This window comes from Mesorhizobium tamadayense (assembly GCF_003863365.1).
In the GTDB taxonomy this organism is placed as follows: Bacteria; Pseudomonadota; Alphaproteobacteria; order Rhizobiales; family Rhizobiaceae; genus Mesorhizobium; species Mesorhizobium tamadayense.
In genome coordinates, this window is sequence record NZ_RQXT01000004.1 from 118551 (window position 1) to 133606 (window position 15056).

Consider the following 15056-nt stretch of genomic DNA (forward strand, 5'->3'; position numbering starts at 1 on the left):
GTCCCGGCTTACGACCCACCGCTCGCCAGGAGCGACAGCGTGCGCACGTTGTCGTGGCCTTCGAAGTCAAGCAGGCGGGTGGGGTACTGGCCGGTGAAGCAGGCGTCGCAGAACTGCGGCTGGTCGTTGTCGCGGCGGGCCTCGCCGACGGCGCGGTAGAGCCCGTCGATCGAGAGAAACCCTAGCGAATCGACGCGAATGAACTCGGCCATCTCCTCGACCGACATGCGCGATGCCAACAGCTTCGACTTCTCCGGCGTGTCGACGCCGTAGAAGCACGAAGCGCTGGTCGGCGGCGAGGCGATGCGCATGTGCACTTCCCTGGCGCCGGCGTCGCGCACCATCTGCACGATCTTCTGGCTGGTGGTGCCGCGCACGATGGAATCGTCGACCAGCACCACGCGCTTGCCTTCGATCATGCGGCGATTGGCGTTGTGCTTGAGCTTGACGCCCATGTGGCGGATCGAATCGCCTGGCTGGATGAAGGTACGGCCGACATAGTGATTGCGGATGATGCCGAGCTCGAAGGGAATGCCCGCGGCCTGGGAAAAACCGATAGCCGCCGGCGTGCCGGAATCCGGCACCGGCACGACGATGTCTGCGTCGACCGGGCTTTCCTGCGCCAGCTCGGCGCCGATGCGCTTGCGCACCTCATAGACATTGCGGCCTTCGACCGTCGAATCCGGCCGCGCGAAATAGACATATTCGAAGATGCAGAAGCGGGTCTTCTGCGGCTCGAACGGGTACAGGCTTTCGATGCCTTTGGAGGTGACGACCACCATCTCGCCGGGCTTGATGTCGCGCACGAAACGGGCGCCGATGATGTCGAGCGCGCAGGTCTCGGATGAAAGGATCCAGGCGCCGTCGAGGTCGCCCAGCACCAGCGGCCGGATACCCAGCGGATCGCGGCAGCCGATCATCTTCTTGGCCGTCATCGCCACCAGCGAGAAGGCGCCCTCGACCTGGCGCACCGCGTCGATGAAGCGCGAATTGAGATCGCGTTCCTTGCTGGTGGCAACCAGATGCAGCAGCGTCTCGGTGTCGGAGGTGGAGGAGAAGATCGCACCCTGCTTCTGCAGCGCACGCTGCACCGTCATGGCATTGGTGAGATTGCCGTTGTGGGCGACGGCGAAGCCGCCTTCGCCGAGTTCGGCGAAGAAGGGCTGGACATTGCGCAGGCCGGAGCCCCCGGTGGTGGCGTAGCGGGTATGACCGATGGCGCGGTTACCTTGCAGGCTGTCGATGACGCGCTGCTTGGTGAAGGTGTCGCCGATCAGGCCGATATGGCGCTCCACATGGAACTGGGTGCCGTCATAAGAGACGATGCCGGCTGCTTCCTGGCCGCGATGCTGCAAGGCGTGCAGGCCGAGCGTGACGATAGCCGCGGCATCCTGCCGGCCGAAAATGCCGAACACGCCGCACTCGTCATGGAAATGGTCATCGGCCTCGGCGGAAAGCATGTCGTCTGCGTCTGCCTTCAAAACTGCCATGGGGCTCAAGCTCCGCTAAAGTCGCCATATAGGGCGATCGCTCGCCGAACGCAACGCACGCGATGCCGCATTCACATCAACGTCAGGACGGCCACGCCGGCCGGCCCGCAATCAGTTTGCCGGCGCTGGAGTTGCGGGGGCTGGATTGGCCGGGGCCGGCTCGTTGTCGGCTGGCGCTTCGCCTTCGCTGTCGTCAGGCGCCGGCGCATTGTCCTCGCCGGCGGCCGGCGGTTCGGCCGCGGGCTGGTCGGTGGTCGCCGGCGCGCCTGCCTGGGGCGTGCCCTTATGCGTGTATTTGTTGACCAGCTCTTCTGTGTTCTCGGGCAGCACGCTTTCCAGCTTGGCGCCGATCGTCTCGAGCAACGGCCGCGACTTGGCGTTGGCCACCCAGGCGGGCGCCTTGGCGCCGGCCAGCCAGTTGAAGAACAAAAGCGCCACCGCGACGACCAGGATGCCGCGCGCCGCGCCGTAGAGGAAGCCGAGCGTGCGGTCGAGCGCGCCGATGCGCGAATCGATGATCCAGTCGGCGATCTTCATGGTGATCACCGAGACGACGATCAGCGCGATGACAAAGACGACGCCCGCGGCTGCGGCCATCGCGATCTTGTCGTTGTCGACATAGGGCTGAACGTAGGGCAGGACCGGCTTGTAGAAGAAGAAGGCGGCTGCTGCCGCCGCTGCCCAGGACACCACCGACAGCACCTCGCGGGAAAAGCCGCGCACCATGGCAAGCATCGCCGAGACCAGGGTGAAGCCGACGAGAATTCCGTCAAGCAGCGTAATCGGCATGTCTTTCGCCCCACTTCCTGTCTTACGGCCGATGAGCCGCGTCACTCCCCTCGTCGGCACGGCAGCGCCGTGTGCCGGCTATGCGCGCCACGAGGTCGGCAAGCTCGGTGGGCTGGAAAGCGCCGGCCGCGATACCCCCGGCCCCATTACTGCCAACGACTTCCTCGCTGCCGAGCGGCAGCACCGCGCTTCCAAAACCCAGCTTTTCGGCTTCTTTGAGGCGTTGCTGCGCATGCGCAACCGGCCTCACCGCACCCGACAGGCTGATTTCGCCGAAATAGACGCAATCGGCGGGAAGGGCAAGACCGGTGAGCGACGAAACCAGCGCCGCGGCCACCGCGAGATCGGCCGCCGGCTCGCTGATGCGATAGCCGCCGGCGACGTTGAGATAGACGTCGTGCTGGCCGAAACGGACCCCGCAATGCGCTTCCAGCACCGCCAGCACCATGGAGAGCCGCGCGCCGTCCCAGCCGACAACCGCACGGCGCGGCGTGCCGAGCGAGGAGGGCGCCACCAGTGCCTGGATCTCGACGAGAACCGGCCTTGTCCCTTCCATACCGGCGAAAACCGCGGCGCCCGGGGATTTTGCGTGCCGTTCGCCGAGGAACAGCTCCGACGGATTGGCGACCTCGCGCAGGCCCTTGTCCGACATTTCGAAGACGCCGATCTCGTCGGTCGGGCCGAAACGGTTCTTCACCGTGCGCAGGATGCGGAAGTGATGGTTGCCTTCGCCCTCGAAATAGAGCACGCCGTCGACCATGTGCTCGACGACGCGCGGTCCGGCGATCTGGCCGTCCTTGGTGACATGGCCGACGAGCACGATCGCTGCCCCTGTGGATTTCGCGTAGCGGATCATCGCCTGGGCGGCGGCGCGTACCTGGGTGACCGTGCCCGGCGCCGAATCGGCAAGATCGGTCCACAGCGTCTGGATGGAATCGAGGATCACCAGATCCGGCCGCTTGCCGTCGGCAATCGTTGCCAGGATATCCTCGACATTGGTTTCGGCGGCGAGCTCGACGGGTGCGGAAGCAACGCCGAGGCGCTGCGCGCGCAGCCTGATCTGCGCGACCGCTTCCTCGCCTGAGACATAGACGATGCGGTGGCCCTTCGAGGCAAGCGCGGCGGCGGCTTGCGTGAGCAGCGTCGACTTGCCGATGCCGGGATCGCCGCCGACCAGCAGCGCCGATCCGCGCACGAAACCGCCGCCGGTGGCGCGGTCGAGCTCGCCGATCCCCGAAACGATGCGCGGCGCGTCCTCGATGTCGCCGGAGAGGCTGGTGAGCACCACTGCGCGGCCCTTGCGGGCATTGCGCGTGTTGGCTGGCCCCGAGCCGATGCCGCCCGCCGTGCCTTCCTCGACCAGCGTGTTCCACTCGCCGCAGGCATCGCATTTGCCGGCCCAGCGCTGATGCACCGAGCCGCAATTCTGGCAGATGAACTGAACGCGCGATTTGGCCATTAGCGTTGCGCCGTCTGCTGATCGCCAAAGGTCGGCGTTCCTTCACACCCCCCTCTGTCCTGCCGGACATCTCCCCCGCAAGGGGGGAGATTGGACGTCATTGATGCTTTCGCCAATCTCCGACGTCGCCGGAAGAGCGCCAGCGGTGAAACTGCTGATCTCCCCCCTTGCGGGGGAGATGGCCGGCAGGCCAGAGGGGGGTGCGACGGAGCGCGGTCGGTCAAAAGCTCACTCAAACCTTTCCGGCAAATGGTGCTCTTCCGCCAGATCCGAGAAGCGGGTGAACTCGCCGTGGAAGGCGAGGCTGACGGTGCCTGTCGGTCCGTGGCGCTGCTTGGCAATGATCACCTCGGCCTTGCCGCGGGCCTCGTTCATCTCGTTTTCCCACTTGATGTATTCGTCGGTGCCGAGCTTCGGCTCGCGGTTCTTGAGGTAATATTCCTCGCGGTAGACGAACAGCACCACGTCGGCGTCCTGCTCGATGGAGCCCGATTCGCGCAGGTCCGAGAGCTGCGGGCGCTTGTCGTCGCGGCTCTCGACCTGACGCGAGAGCTGCGACAGCGCGATGATCGGCACGCCGAGCTCCTTGGCCAGCGCCTTCAAGCCCGTGGTGATCTCGGTGATTTCCTGCACGCGGTTCTGCGAGGCCTTGGCGCTCGACCCTTGCATCAGCTGGATATAGTCGATGACGATGAGGTCGAGGCCGCGCTGCCGCTTCAGCCGCCGCGCCCGGGCGGAGAGCTGCGCGATCGAGATGCCGCCGGTCTGGTCGATGAACAGCGGGATCTTCTGCATGGTCTGCGAGCAGGCGACCAACTTCTCGAAATCCATCTCTGTGATCTCGCCACGTCGGATCTTCGATGATGAAATTTCGGTCTGCTCCGAGATGATACGGGTGGCGAGCTGCTCCGACGACATTTCCAGCGAGAAGAAGCCGACGACGCCGCCATTGGCGGCTTTGAACGAGCCGTCGGCCTGCTGCGCCGGCACGTAAGCTTCGGCGATGTTGAAGGCGATGTTGGTGGCCAAGGAGGTCTTGCCCATGCCCGGGCGTCCGGCGAGCACGATCAGGTCGGAAGACTGCAGGCCGCCCATGCGACGGTCGAGGTCGCGCAGGCCCGTGGCGATGCCCGACAGACCGCCGTCGCGCATAAAGGCGGCATTGGCCATGTCGACGGCGGTCTTGACCGCGTCGTTGAAGCTCTCGAAGCCGCCGTCGTAGCGGCCGGTCTCGGCGAGCTCGAACAGGCGCCGCTCGGCGTCCTCGATCTGGTCGGAGGGCGACATGTCGACCGGCGCGTCATAGGCGATGTTGACCATGTCCTCGCCGACGGTAATCAGCGCGCGGCGCGTGGCGAGATCGTAGATGGCGCGGCCATAGTCGGTGGCGTTGACGACGGTGACCGCCTCGACGGCCAGCCGCACGACATACTGCGCCACCGTCATGTCGCCGACCCTTTCCTCTGCCGGCAGGAAGGTCTTCAGCGTGATCGGCGTCGCGATCTTGCCCATGCGGATTAGCTCGGCCGCGACCTCGAAGATCCGGCGGTGCAGCGGCTCGTAGAAATGCGCGGGCTTCAGGAAATCGGAAACGCGGTAGAACGCGTCGTTGTTGACGAGGATGGCGCCAAGCAGCGCCTGCTCGGCCTCGATGTTGTTCGGTGCCTCGCGATAAAGCGGTTGCTCCGCCACGCTAAGCTTGCGCGCTGCCTCTGCCATGATGTCCCCGATTCCGATCCCGGCCTCTCGATATCAAGAACGAGACGATTGGGTGCTGACCTTTCTGCAACAGTGCGTATCCAACCGGCGTTGATGCTCGTTGTTCACAGGGACGCCAAACCGTCCACAGGAGAGTATTCCCGTGCCCCGATTCCGGTTGACTCGAAAAGATACCGGTACCTATCCGACTCTCTGGAACAGATCAAGAACAGTATTCATGCGTCGCTTTCGGCGAGCGTATCGCCCCAATCCGCGCGCCGCGCAGTCTTGTACAATTCGCCGTCTCGCTTGCTGAGCAGCCAGTCGCCCGCGCTGCCGTCCGACTGGCAGAGCTTGAGCACCACCTTGCCCGAACCGCCCTTTGGCGGCGCGATCACCCGCGCCGCGCGCGCCGGTGCGGGATGACGCGAAGCGGCGAGATAGATGAATTTCTCGTCCTCCCAGGGCACGTCGGCCTGCTTGGCGAGTCGATGCGTGCGCGAGCGGGCGACGCGCCGCGAGAAGTGGCACCAGTCGGGCGGCGCAAGCGGGCAGGGCGCTCCGTGTGGGCAGGGCGCCAGGACGTGCCCGCCGGCCTCTATGATCTGCCGGCGCGCGGCAAGGATGCGCTGCCAGCCGGCAGGCGTGCCGGGCTCGACCACAAACAGTGTGTCGGACGTCAGCCGCCAGAGCCGGTCGACAAGCTTCGGCAGCGAGGCCGGCGCGATCTCGTCCAGAACATAGGCCGCGCTGACGAGGTCGGCAGGCTCGAGACCGTCGAGATCGATGGTGGCGTCGCCGGCAATCCAATCGGTCCGGACGGCGGCCGCGCCAGCGGCCAGCGACTGGCCTACCTTGCGCACCGCGGCGCTCGCCTCGACCAGAACCGCCTGTTCGAGTTCCGGCCAGGCGTCAGCCGTGGCCCAAAGCATGGTGCCAGGCCCCGCGCCGATATCGAGCAGGCTTTTCGGCCGGAAGTCGGGACGGGCGTCGGACACGGCGTCGAGGCTGGCGCGGACAGCGGCATAGGTGGCGGGCAGCCTGGTCGCCAGGTAAGCCTTCACCGCCGTGTCTTGCGCCATGTGCGGGCGGCCATCGCGCAACTCGGCGCGATAGCGTTCCGAAAGCGTTCTCGCTGCCTGTTTCAATGCCGACAGCGGCACTTTTTCGAGCAGGCTGTCGACGCCTTGCCGGAGTGGGGCGGGCAGTTCCATCTCAGGCTCCCCTGGGCGCGAGCATGATGACTGACGCGCCGACGATGCAGAGCGCGGCGCCGGCGAGGTCGAAGCGATCGGGGCGCACGCCTTCGACCAGCCAAAGCCAGCCGAGCGATGCGGCGATGTAGATGCCGCCATAGGCGGCGTAAATGCGGCCGGCGGCGTTCGTCTCGACCAACGCCAAAAGGAACCCGAACAATGCGAGCGACACCAGGCCCGGCACCAACCACAGCGGCGACTTCGCCAGCCGCCACCAGGCCCAGAACGAAAAGCAGCCGGCGATCTCGGCAAGCGCGGCTGCGATGTAGATCAAGTAGGTCATGAAAAAAGGCCTCGCGAACGAGACCTTTTTCGTGGCGTCGGGCCGCAATGGCAAGCGACAATCAGCGCCGGTTCTATTCCACCTTCTTGCGGCGAGCAGGCTTGGCGGCAGGCGCCGGCTCCTGGCGGCCGAGATCGCGCAGCTCCAGCGCCTTCTCGCATTTGGCCATGTAGTCGCGCGTCATCGGCAGCGTGTCGTTCTTCTTGGCGATCTGGAATTGGAAGATGACCAGGTCCTGCCAGCGGAAGGCGGCCTCCGAGCCGGCGAGGTAGAACTCCCACATGCGGCAGAAGCGCTCGTCGTAGATAGCCTTCGCCTTGTCGCGGTTGGCGGCGAAGCGCTGACCCCAATGCTTCAGCGTCTCGGCATAGTGCAGGCGCAGAATCTCGATGTCGGTGACGACGAGGCCGGATTTCTCGATCGCCGGCATCACTTCCGACATCGCCGGGATGTAGCCACCGGGGAAAATGTATTTGCGGACGAAGGCGCTCGTCGCCCACGGCACGCCGGAGCGGCCGATGGTATGGAGCAGCATCACCCCGTCGGGCTTGAGCAGCGTCGCCGCTTTGTCGAAGAAGGTGCGGTAGTGGTTGACGCCGACATGCTCGAACATGCCGACCGAGACGATGCGGTCGAAGCGTTCGTTGAGCGCGCGATAGTCCTTGAGGTCGAAATGCACGCGATCCTGCAGGCCGAGCGCATGCGCGCGGTCGGTGGCGACGCCGTGCTGCTCGGTGGAGAGCGTCACGCCCTGCACGTCGACGTCGAAGGCCTTGGCGAGATAGATTCCGAGGCCGCCCCAGCCGGAGCCGATGTCGAGCACCGTCTGGCCGGCCTTCAGCCTCAGCTTGGCGGCGATGTGGCGCTTCTTGGCGACCTGCGCCTCGTCCAGCGTCATGTCGGGCTGTTCGAAATAGGCGCAGGAATACTGCATGTCCTCGTCGAGGAACAGCTTGTAGAGCTCGCCGGAGAGGTCGTAGTGGCGCTGCACGTTGCGGCGCGATCTGGACGCGGTGTTGATCTGCTGCAAGCGGCGGAAGGCATGGCGCAGGCCCTCGATCGCCTTCGACCAGGTCACGTCGATGCCGCCGCTGCCCATATTCTGGAAGGCGATGCGCATCAGCCCAAGGACGCCGCCCTCGGGGATGTCAAGCTCACCGTCCATATAGGCTTCAGGCACCGCCAGCATCGGATCGAAGGTGATGGCGCGCTCGGCATGCGTGGTCTTGATATGGATATGCACCGGCTCGCCGCTGCCGTCGCCGAACTTATGCGTCGCGCCTTTCGGTCCGGTCACCTTGAGGGTGCCGGTCCGGACCAGGCGCTCGAGAACGTGATTCAACAGGATATTCATGACCAAATGTCCCCTCACACGGACCATCCGGCGGCCGGACCGAACGCCAAATCGAAAGTGCCATAGCGCATCGCCCGCGTCCAATCGACGCGCCATGCTCTAGTCTGCAACAAGATATAGGGGTTGGAAAAGTTCCGATTGGCACAAAAAAGCCCGGGTCGTAGACCCGGGCGTTGGTCCAGCTATTGCTGGACGCTGAAGGAGCCGGAGCGCCGCTCCGGTCTTGTCGATCAGGCGTTGTCTTCGCCGCCTTCGAACTCGGCGTTCGGGTCGAAGAAGTTCTCCGGCCGAGCGTTGTCGTTGATGTCCTCGCCATAGATGGCTTCGGCGGTGGTCAGCATCTCGCCCTTGGCCTGGCGCTCGGCCTCGTCGGACGAACGGGCGACGTTGAGCGTCACGGTGACCTCGACCTCCGGATGCAGCGCGATCGCCACATTGGTGAGGCCGATGGTCTTGATCGGCTGGTTGAGCTCGATCTGGTTGCGGTTGACGGTGAAGCCTTCCGCGGTCAAGAGATCGGCGATGTCGCGGGTCGACACCGAGCCATAGAGCTGGCCGGTCTCGCCGGCCGAACGCACGACGATGAAGCTCTTGCCGTCGAGCTTCTCGGCGATCTGCGAGGCCTCCGACTTGCGCTCGAGGTTGCGGGCTTCGAGCTGGGCGCGCTGGCCCTCGAACTTCTTCTTGTTGGCTTCGTTGGCGCGCAGCGCCTTGCCGTGCGGCAGCAGGAAGTTGCGGGCGAACCCGTCCTTGACCTTGACGGTGTCGCCCATCTGGCCGAGGCGGGAAATGCGTTCGAGAAGAATGACTTCCATGGTTTCGTTCCTTCGGTTTGGCGTCATCCGGGATGACGTCGGATTCTGTTGGAACAGGTCAGGAAGCAAAGGGCGTTGCCGCCGGTGTCGCTGTCCTGCCTGTCTGGCAGTTAGAGGCTTGTGGCCTCAACTCGGGATTTGAAGCTACCCTGTGCGGCGCCCGTCGCCGTGGGGTCGAAGCGGGCGGCGAGCCGCCCGCATCAATGACTTCAGCTTAGCGAACCACGTAGGGCAGCAGGCCGAGGAAGCGGGCGCGCTTGATCGCCTTGGCGAGCTCGCGCTGCTTCTTCTGGCTGACGGCGGTGATGCGCGACGGCACGATCTTGCCGCGCTCGGAAATGTAGCGCTGCAGGAGACGCACGTCCTTGTAGTCGATCTTCGGAGCGTTGGCGCCGGAGAAAGGGCAGGTCTTGCGGCGGCGATGGAACGGGCGCCGGGTCGGGATCTGGTTGATGTCGACCATTATTCTGCACCTCCTTCAACGCCTTCGCGCGGACGGCGCGGACCACGGTCGCCGCCGTCACGGTCGCCGAACGAACGCGGGCCACGGTCGCCGCGGTCGCCGAACGAACGCGGGCCACGGTCGCGGTCGCCGAAGCCGCCGCGCTCGGAGCGCTCCTCGCGCTTCTGCATCATCGCCGAGGGGCCTTCCTCATGCGCCTCGACCTTGATGGTGAGGAAGCGCAGCACGTCTTCCGACAGGCCCATCTGACGCTCCATCTCGTTGAGCGCGGCCGGCGGGCAGTTGATGTCCATCAGCGTGTAGTAAGCCTTCCGGTTCTTCTTGACCCGGTAGGTGAGGGACTTCAGTCCCCAGTTCTCGATCCGGCCGACCGATCCGCCATTGGCGGTGATGACGCCCTTGTACTGTTCGACAAGCGCATCGACCTGCTGCTGCGACAGGTCCTGCCGGGCAAGAAACACATGTTCGTAAAGAGCCATTATGTTTTTCTGCCTTTCTTCGTTTCTCTTACCGGCCCTCGCGGCTAAGCCTCTGCAACTTGTCTGACCCGATCGCTGCGGAGCGGGGAAGAAAGGAGCATCGCGAGACGGTCGAGAGCGGAGACACGGGAGGCCCAAAGCGCTTCTGGCTTCATGACGTGGCCTTCTAAAGCCACGGCCCTCCGTTCAGCCCCCAGCAAGGACCGGCAGATTGCGGCGTCTATACAGCAATTCCCCGCGAAGGCAAGGGCAGGAGACAGGATCGACGATTGCACAATGCCGCAGTGCCGGAAATCTCCGGAGCTCGCGAAATGGTGACCGGCTCAGCTGGTATGCGCGACGAGCGGCACCATGGTCTCGGGGAAGAACTCGGGCGCGACGTGGCGCTTGCCGAACATCATGTCGTACTGGATCAGCCGGAAATCGTTGATCTGCGGATCGACCTTCTTCTGCCTCGCCCAGTCGGGCGTCGCCTCGCCGGAGGGAGACAGCAGCAGGTTGCGGTCGACCACCCGGTAACGCTCGCGCAGCGCGCCGAGGAAGCCGGTGTAGTAAGGGTGGGTGATCCCGGCCGTGGTGAGGATGTGGTAAGGCAGGAAGGCCGGGCTTACCGAGCCCAGGTTTTCCACCGGACCGGAGCGGTTCGACCAGATGACCAGCGGCGTGTCGTGATGCTCGAGCGCGGCTTCGGGCGTCGGCTCCTTGCGCGGCGCGACATTGTCCTTGAGGAAGCCGGTCTCGACGTAGACGGGGCCGAGCGGCGGCAGATGGTCGCCGAAGAAAGCGACGATGGTCGGCCGCTCGCGTTTCTTTGCCCAGTCGATCAGGCGCTGCAGGCCGCGATCGGCATCGGCCGAGCCTTCGGTGTAGGAGAGCAGCGATTCCCGCGCCCAAGTGCTGATCGGCGCCCCGACCGTGTGGGTGGGATTGTAGTAGCGGTAAGGCTCGTAGGGGCCGTGGTTCTGCAGGCTGACCGCGAACAGGAATACCGGGTCTGCGCCGGCGTCGGCCTCGCGGATGATCTCGTCGGTCATCGCGGCATCGGAGGCCAGCGGGCCGCGTTTTTGCATCGGCGGCAGCGTCTCTTCCGAACGGAAGTCGTTGAAGCCGAAATCGGCATAGACGGCGCCCCGGTTCCAGAACCAGTTGGTGCCCGGATGGATGGCTCGAGCCCTGTAACCTTCGCTCTTCAGGAAGGTCGCCAGCGACGGCGTCGGCGTGCGCACATACTGCTGGTAGGGGATGCTGCCCGCCGGCAGGAAGGCGTTGGAGAAACCGGTCAGTGCCTCGAACTCGATATTGGCGGTCATGCCGCCGAATTCCGGCGAGAACATCGAGCCCGATCGCAGCGCGCGCGCCGTCGGGATCGGATCGGGCTTGATGCTGACGCCGGGAAGGTCAGTCGGATCCCAGAAGGATTCGCTCATCACCACAATGATGTCGGGCTTCTGGTCCGGCATCGAGGCGGCGACCGCCGGACGCGTGATCGCGTCCATGGTCTTCTCGGAATAGGCGGGAGGGGCCGACACATGCGCCATCGGCACGTTGAGCGCGAAGGCGAGCGCGAAGCCGTTGGAGGCGTAGTTCTCCTTCTGGTCCCACATGATCGGGATGATCTGCAGCCTGTCGCGCGTCCACGAGAAGGTGGCGTAGTCCATGATCGAGACGAAGAAGGCGAGCAACGGCACGGCCAGCGTCAGCCGCGCCAGCCGTCCCTTGCGGCTGAGGATCGGCACGCGCCGGCGCCAGAGGCGCCAGCCATAGACGAGCAGCGTCAGGCTGGCGACGATCGCCGTCGCGAGCAGCACGGCGGTCCAGGGGCGCTCGCGCACCAGAAGCGGCATCAGCGCCATGATCTGGCGGGCATAGAGGAAATCGGTCGGATAGAGAGGATCGCCCAGATAATGCGATTTCTGGTGGCCGACAAAGGCCAATGCCAGCGTCAGCGGCGCGGCGATCATCAGGCTCTGATGGCTGCGGCCGAGTGTGGCGTCGAGCCCGATCAGCACCAGCGAAAAGACGATGATGGTGGTCCAGCCGGGTTTGAATGGCTGCAGGAAGAAGTCGACCGTGCCGAAGAAGTCGCCGCGCACGATCCATTCGATGGCGAACACCAGAAGGGCGGAGGCAAGCAGCGTCACGAGCCCGTAGCGGACAATCGGCCATCTCCGCCCCGGCAGATAGCCGGTGGACGGATCGTCTTCCAAAAATTGCGGCGCGGGCTTGGCCGCGCCTTTCCTGATCCTAGCCACTTTGCTTCCCCGGCCCATGCCACGCGTCTTCCACACGCGTCACGCCACTGTCATCGAAATGTCACGCAAAGCTAGCGCCTGTGGCGGAAATAAGAAGAGCCAGCAAACGAATCGTGAGCGGTTTTCATCAGGTGTGATCGCCAAAAAGCCTTTCGGAACAGGGAACTCGGCCGGTTTCCCGGCTGAAACATGCGCTGAACCGGTGCCTGCGGGCTTGACTTGGCAGTCCGCCTTGCGCCAGAGGCAGGGAAAAATAAGCTGCTGGAGACGCTGAGATGGCCGTCGCATTCACCTTTCCGGGACAGGGCAGCCAGGCCGTCGGCATGGGCAAGGATCTTGCCGACGCCTCTCCCGAGGCGCGCCGCGTCTTCGAGGAAGTCGACGAGGCGCTTGGCGAAAAGCTGTCGAAGCTGATCTGGGAAGGACCGGAAGAAACGCTGACGCTGACGGCCAACGCCCAGCCGGCGCTGATGGCGGTGTCGCTTGCCGTGCTGAGGGCGCTGGAAGCGCGCGGCTTTTCGCTGAAGGACAAGGTGTCTTACGTCGCCGGCCATTCGCTCGGCGAATATTCAGCGCTTGCCGCTTCTGGTTTCGTGTCGGTCGCCGATGCCGCGCGGCTGCTGCGCATCCGCGGCAACGCCATGCAGGCGGCCGTGCCGGCGGGCGAGGGCGCCATGGCCGCCATCATCGGGCTGGAGCAGGCCGATGTCGAAGCCGCCTGCGCGGAAGCGACGCAAGGCTCGGCCAAAGGAGCGGTTTGCCAGGTCGCCAACGACAATGGCGGCGGCCAGCTTGTCATTTCCGGCGCCAAGGCGGCCGTCGAGTTGGCGGCAAAGCTCTGCACCGAAAAGGGTGCCAAGCGGGCGCTGATGCTGCAGGTTTCGGCCCCCTTCCATTCGGCGCTGATGGCGCCGGCCGCCGACATCATGCGCGAGGCGCTGGCGGGCGTCGCGAAAGCTGCTCCGGTGGTCCCTGTCGTCTCCAATGTCTCCGTCGCGCCCACCAGCGACCCGGACGAGATCGCCCGCCGGCTGGTCGAGCAGGTGACCGGCCGCGTGCGCTGGCGCGAGACGGTGGAATGGTTCGGCCAAAATGGTGTTGCAACGCTTTACGAAGTCGGCGCCGGCAAGGTGCTGTCGGGCCTGGCGCGTCGCATCAACCGCGACATCGCGACTGCTGCCATCGGCACGGCGGCGGAGGTCGAGACGGCGCTGACCGCGCTTGGTTGAAGGGTCCGCAATTGCTGTTGATATCGCCAGCTTGTGATACAATGTATTACAGGCTGATGCGATGGAGGCAAAAATGGCGTCGGACGGAATGATCCATGTCCGCATGGACGAGGACGAGAAGAACGAGGCCGCCGCAGTACTGGCGTCGATGGGACTGTCCGTATCCGGGGTGGTGCGGCTGATGCTGAAGCGGGTTGCGCGGGAAAAGACGGTGCCGTTCGACCTGCGCGTGCCCAATGCCGAGACGCGCGCCGCGATGGCCGAGGCGCAAACCATCATCGAGAGCGGCCGCGCCCGCTTCGCAGCGCCGCGGGAACTCCTCGATGACCTCGAAAAAGACGGCAAGTGACAAACGCGCCGCGCTGCCTCGGGCCTGCGACTACACAAAGAGCTTCCTGAAGGATTGGGAGCGATTGTCACGCTCCGGCCGGTTCAATATGAAGCAGCTGAAGGAAGCGATGATGCTTCTGGTCGCCAATGACGAACCTCTCGGCAAGGAGTGGCTCGACCACCCGCTGACGGGCGACTGGGCGGATCATCGGGAGTGTCACATCGGCGGTGACTTCCTGCTCGTCTATCGGCTCGACGGCAAAGCTCCGCGAGAAATGATCGTATTCGTGAGAGCTGGAACGCACGCGGAACTATTCGAATGATTGTTTGCCTTTCGAAGGGAATTGAAAAATGTTCGAACTGACCGGCCGCAAGGCGCTCGTCACCGGCGCATCGGGAGGCATCGGCGAGGCGATCGCCAGGGTGCTGCACAGCCAGGGCGCCATCGTTGGCCTGCACGGCACCCGCGTCGAGAAATTGGAAGCGCTGGCCGGCGAGCTGGGCGAGCGCGTGAAGCTCTTTCCGGCGGACCTGACCAACCGCGACGCGGTCAAGGCGCTCGGCCAGAAGGCGGAGGCTGACCTCGAAGGCGTCGATATCCTGGTCAACAATGCCGGCATCACCAAGGACGGCCTGTTCGTGCGCATGTCGGACGCCGATTGGGACCAGGTGCTCGAGGTGAACCTCACCGCCGTGTTCCGGCTTACCCGCGAGCTCACGCATCCGATGATGCGCCGCCGCCATGGCCGCATCATCAACATCACCTCCGTCGTAGGCGTGACCGGCAATCCGGGCCAGACCAATTACTGCGCCTCCAAGGCCGGCATGATCGGTTTTTCCAAGTCGCTGGCGCAGGAGATCGCCACCCGCAACATCACCGTCAACTGCGTCGCCCCGGGCTTCATCGAATCGGCCATGACCGGAAAGCTCAACGACAAGCAGAAGGAAGCGATCATGGCGGCGATTCCGGCGAGGCGCATGGGGACCAGCGCCGAGGTTGCTTCCGCGGTTGCCTATCTCGCCTCCAATGAGGCGGCTTACGTCACCGGCCAGACCATCCACGTCAACGGCGGCATGGCGATGATCTAGGGTGTGTTGATATTCAGGTGATGCCGGCCCGCAAACGGTGGCTTTCTGCGCTTCCGACCTTCGCCGGCCG

General features: G+C 64.8%; 15 protein-coding genes. 4 read left to right on the forward strand and 11 right to left on the reverse strand.

What is annotated here, in order from left to right; genetic code table 11:
• Positions 1-8: 8 nt before the first annotated feature.
• The 11 genes from purF to EH240_RS05145 form a co-directional block, all read right to left on the reverse strand.
• Positions 9-1490, reverse strand: coding sequence for an amidophosphoribosyltransferase (gene purF / locus EH240_RS05090; RefSeq protein WP_124996322.1), 1482 nt, complete (start codon positions 1488-1490; stop codon positions 9-11).
• A gap of 111 nt (positions 1491-1601) precedes the next feature.
• A complete protein-coding gene (locus tag EH240_RS05095) occupies positions 1602-2279 on the reverse strand; it encodes a CvpA family protein (RefSeq protein ID WP_124996323.1) in 678 nt (225 codons plus the stop codon).
• A 22-nt stretch (positions 2280-2301) separates the two neighbouring features.
• Positions 2302-3738 (reverse strand): DNA repair protein RadA, encoded by a 1437-nt coding sequence (gene radA / locus EH240_RS05100; protein ID WP_124996324.1) that lies wholly within the window; start codon positions 3736-3738, stop codon positions 2302-2304.
• A 228-nt stretch (positions 3739-3966) separates the two neighbouring features.
• Positions 3967-5457 carry a replicative DNA helicase gene (locus EH240_RS05110; RefSeq protein WP_124996325.1) on the reverse strand — a complete coding sequence of 497 codons (1491 nt, stop codon included), beginning with the start codon at positions 5455-5457 and terminating at the stop codon, positions 3967-3969.
• Positions 5458-5672: 215 nt separating this feature from the next.
• Complete coding sequence (locus tag EH240_RS05115) at positions 5673-6650, reverse strand: small ribosomal subunit Rsm22 family protein (RefSeq protein WP_124996326.1); 978 nt, start codon at positions 6648-6650, stop codon at positions 5673-5675.
• Between the two features lies 1 nt (position 6651).
• Complete coding sequence (locus tag EH240_RS05120; protein WP_124996327.1) at positions 6652-6975, reverse strand: YnfA family protein; 324 nt, start codon at positions 6973-6975, stop codon at positions 6652-6654.
• Positions 6976-7048: 73 nt separating this feature from the next.
• On the reverse strand, positions 7049-8329 hold the full coding sequence (locus EH240_RS05125) for a cyclopropane fatty acid synthase (protein ID WP_124996328.1): 1281 nt from the start codon (positions 8327-8329) through the stop codon (positions 7049-7051).
• Between the two features lie 230 nt (positions 8330-8559).
• Positions 8560-9144, reverse strand: a complete 585-nt coding sequence (gene rplI / locus EH240_RS05130; RefSeq protein ID WP_124996329.1) for a 50S ribosomal protein L9 — start codon at positions 9142-9144, stop codon at positions 8560-8562.
• Between the two features lie 214 nt (positions 9145-9358).
• The gene (gene rpsR / locus EH240_RS05135; protein WP_006203718.1) at positions 9359-9607 is read right to left on the reverse strand and encodes a 30S ribosomal protein S18; all 249 of its coding nucleotides are present in this window, start codon (positions 9605-9607) and stop codon (positions 9359-9361) included.
• Positions 9607-10086 carry a 30S ribosomal protein S6 gene (gene rpsF / locus EH240_RS05140; protein ID WP_124996330.1) on the reverse strand — a complete coding sequence of 160 codons (480 nt, stop codon included), beginning with the start codon at positions 10084-10086 and terminating at the stop codon, positions 9607-9609. Before rpsF ends, rpsR begins: the two co-directional genes overlap by 1 nt.
• A gap of 323 nt (positions 10087-10409) precedes the next feature.
• Positions 10410-12356, reverse strand: a complete 1947-nt coding sequence (locus EH240_RS05145; RefSeq protein ID WP_124996331.1) for an LTA synthase family protein — start codon at positions 12354-12356, stop codon at positions 10410-10412.
• Positions 12357-12613: 257 nt separating this feature from the next.
• Here EH240_RS05145 and fabD point away from each other — a divergent pair, with 257 nt between their 5' ends.
• The 4 genes from fabD to fabG all read left to right on the forward strand — a co-directional run bounded on the left by fabD (position 12614) and on the right by fabG (position 14986).
• Entirely contained in the window at positions 12614-13567 is a 954-nt protein-coding gene (fabD, locus tag EH240_RS05150) for an ACP S-malonyltransferase (RefSeq protein WP_124996332.1), read from the forward strand.
• 73 nt (positions 13568-13640) lie between these two features.
• Complete coding sequence (locus EH240_RS05155) at positions 13641-13916, forward strand: type II toxin-antitoxin system RelB/DinJ family antitoxin (RefSeq protein WP_167483923.1); 276 nt, start codon at positions 13641-13643, stop codon at positions 13914-13916.
• Positions 13891-14220 (forward strand): type II toxin-antitoxin system YafQ family toxin, encoded by a 330-nt coding sequence (locus EH240_RS05160; RefSeq protein ID WP_124996333.1) that lies wholly within the window; start codon positions 13891-13893, stop codon positions 14218-14220. Before EH240_RS05155 ends, EH240_RS05160 begins: the two co-directional genes overlap by 26 nt.
• 28 nt (positions 14221-14248) lie before the next feature.
• A complete protein-coding gene (gene fabG, locus EH240_RS05165; protein WP_124996334.1) occupies positions 14249-14986 on the forward strand; it encodes a 3-oxoacyl-[acyl-carrier-protein] reductase in 738 nt (245 codons plus the stop codon).
• Positions 14987-15056 lie beyond the last annotated feature (70 nt).

Excerpts from the sequence above, each read along its gene's own strand:
- EH240_RS05110 (WP_124996325.1), bottom strand. The coding sequence starts at position 5,457 with ATGGCAGAGGCAGCGCGCAAGCTTAGCGTGGCGGAGCAACCGCTTTAT.
- EH240_RS05095 (WP_124996323.1), bottom strand. The coding sequence starts at position 2,279 with ATGCCGATTACGCTGCTTGACGGAATTCTCGTCGGCTTCACCCTGGTC.
- radA (WP_124996324.1), bottom strand. The coding sequence starts at position 3,738 with ATGGCCAAATCGCGCGTTCAGTTCATCTGCCAGAATTGCGGCTCGGTG.
- EH240_RS05160 (WP_124996333.1), top strand. The coding sequence starts at position 13,891 with ATGACCTCGAAAAAGACGGCAAGTGACAAACGCGCCGCGCTGCCTCGG.
- fabG (WP_124996334.1), top strand. The coding sequence starts at position 14,249 with ATGTTCGAACTGACCGGCCGCAAGGCGCTCGTCACCGGCGCATCGGGA.
- rpsR (WP_006203718.1), bottom strand. The coding sequence starts at position 9,607 with ATGGTCGACATCAACCAGATCCCGACCCGGCGCCCGTTCCATCGCCGC.
- purF (WP_124996322.1), bottom strand. The coding sequence starts at position 1,490 with ATGGCAGTTTTGAAGGCAGACGCAGACGACATGCTTTCCGCCGAGGCC.
- rplI (WP_124996329.1), bottom strand. The coding sequence starts at position 9,144 with ATGGAAGTCATTCTTCTCGAACGCATTTCCCGCCTCGGCCAGATGGGC.
- EH240_RS05145 (WP_124996331.1), bottom strand. The coding sequence starts at position 12,356 with ATGGGCCGGGGAAGCAAAGTGGCTAGGATCAGGAAAGGCGCGGCCAAG.
- EH240_RS05120 (WP_124996327.1), bottom strand. The coding sequence starts at position 6,975 with ATGACCTACTTGATCTACATCGCAGCCGCGCTTGCCGAGATCGCCGGC.
- fabD (WP_124996332.1), top strand. The coding sequence starts at position 12,614 with ATGGCCGTCGCATTCACCTTTCCGGGACAGGGCAGCCAGGCCGTCGGC.
- EH240_RS05155 (WP_167483923.1), top strand. The coding sequence starts at position 13,641 with ATGGCGTCGGACGGAATGATCCATGTCCGCATGGACGAGGACGAGAAG.
- EH240_RS05115 (WP_124996326.1), bottom strand. The coding sequence starts at position 6,650 with ATGGAACTGCCCGCCCCACTCCGGCAAGGCGTCGACAGCCTGCTCGAA.
- rpsF (WP_124996330.1), bottom strand. The coding sequence starts at position 10,086 with ATGGCTCTTTACGAACATGTGTTTCTTGCCCGGCAGGACCTGTCGCAG.
- EH240_RS05125 (WP_124996328.1), bottom strand. The coding sequence starts at position 8,329 with ATGAATATCCTGTTGAATCACGTTCTCGAGCGCCTGGTCCGGACCGGC.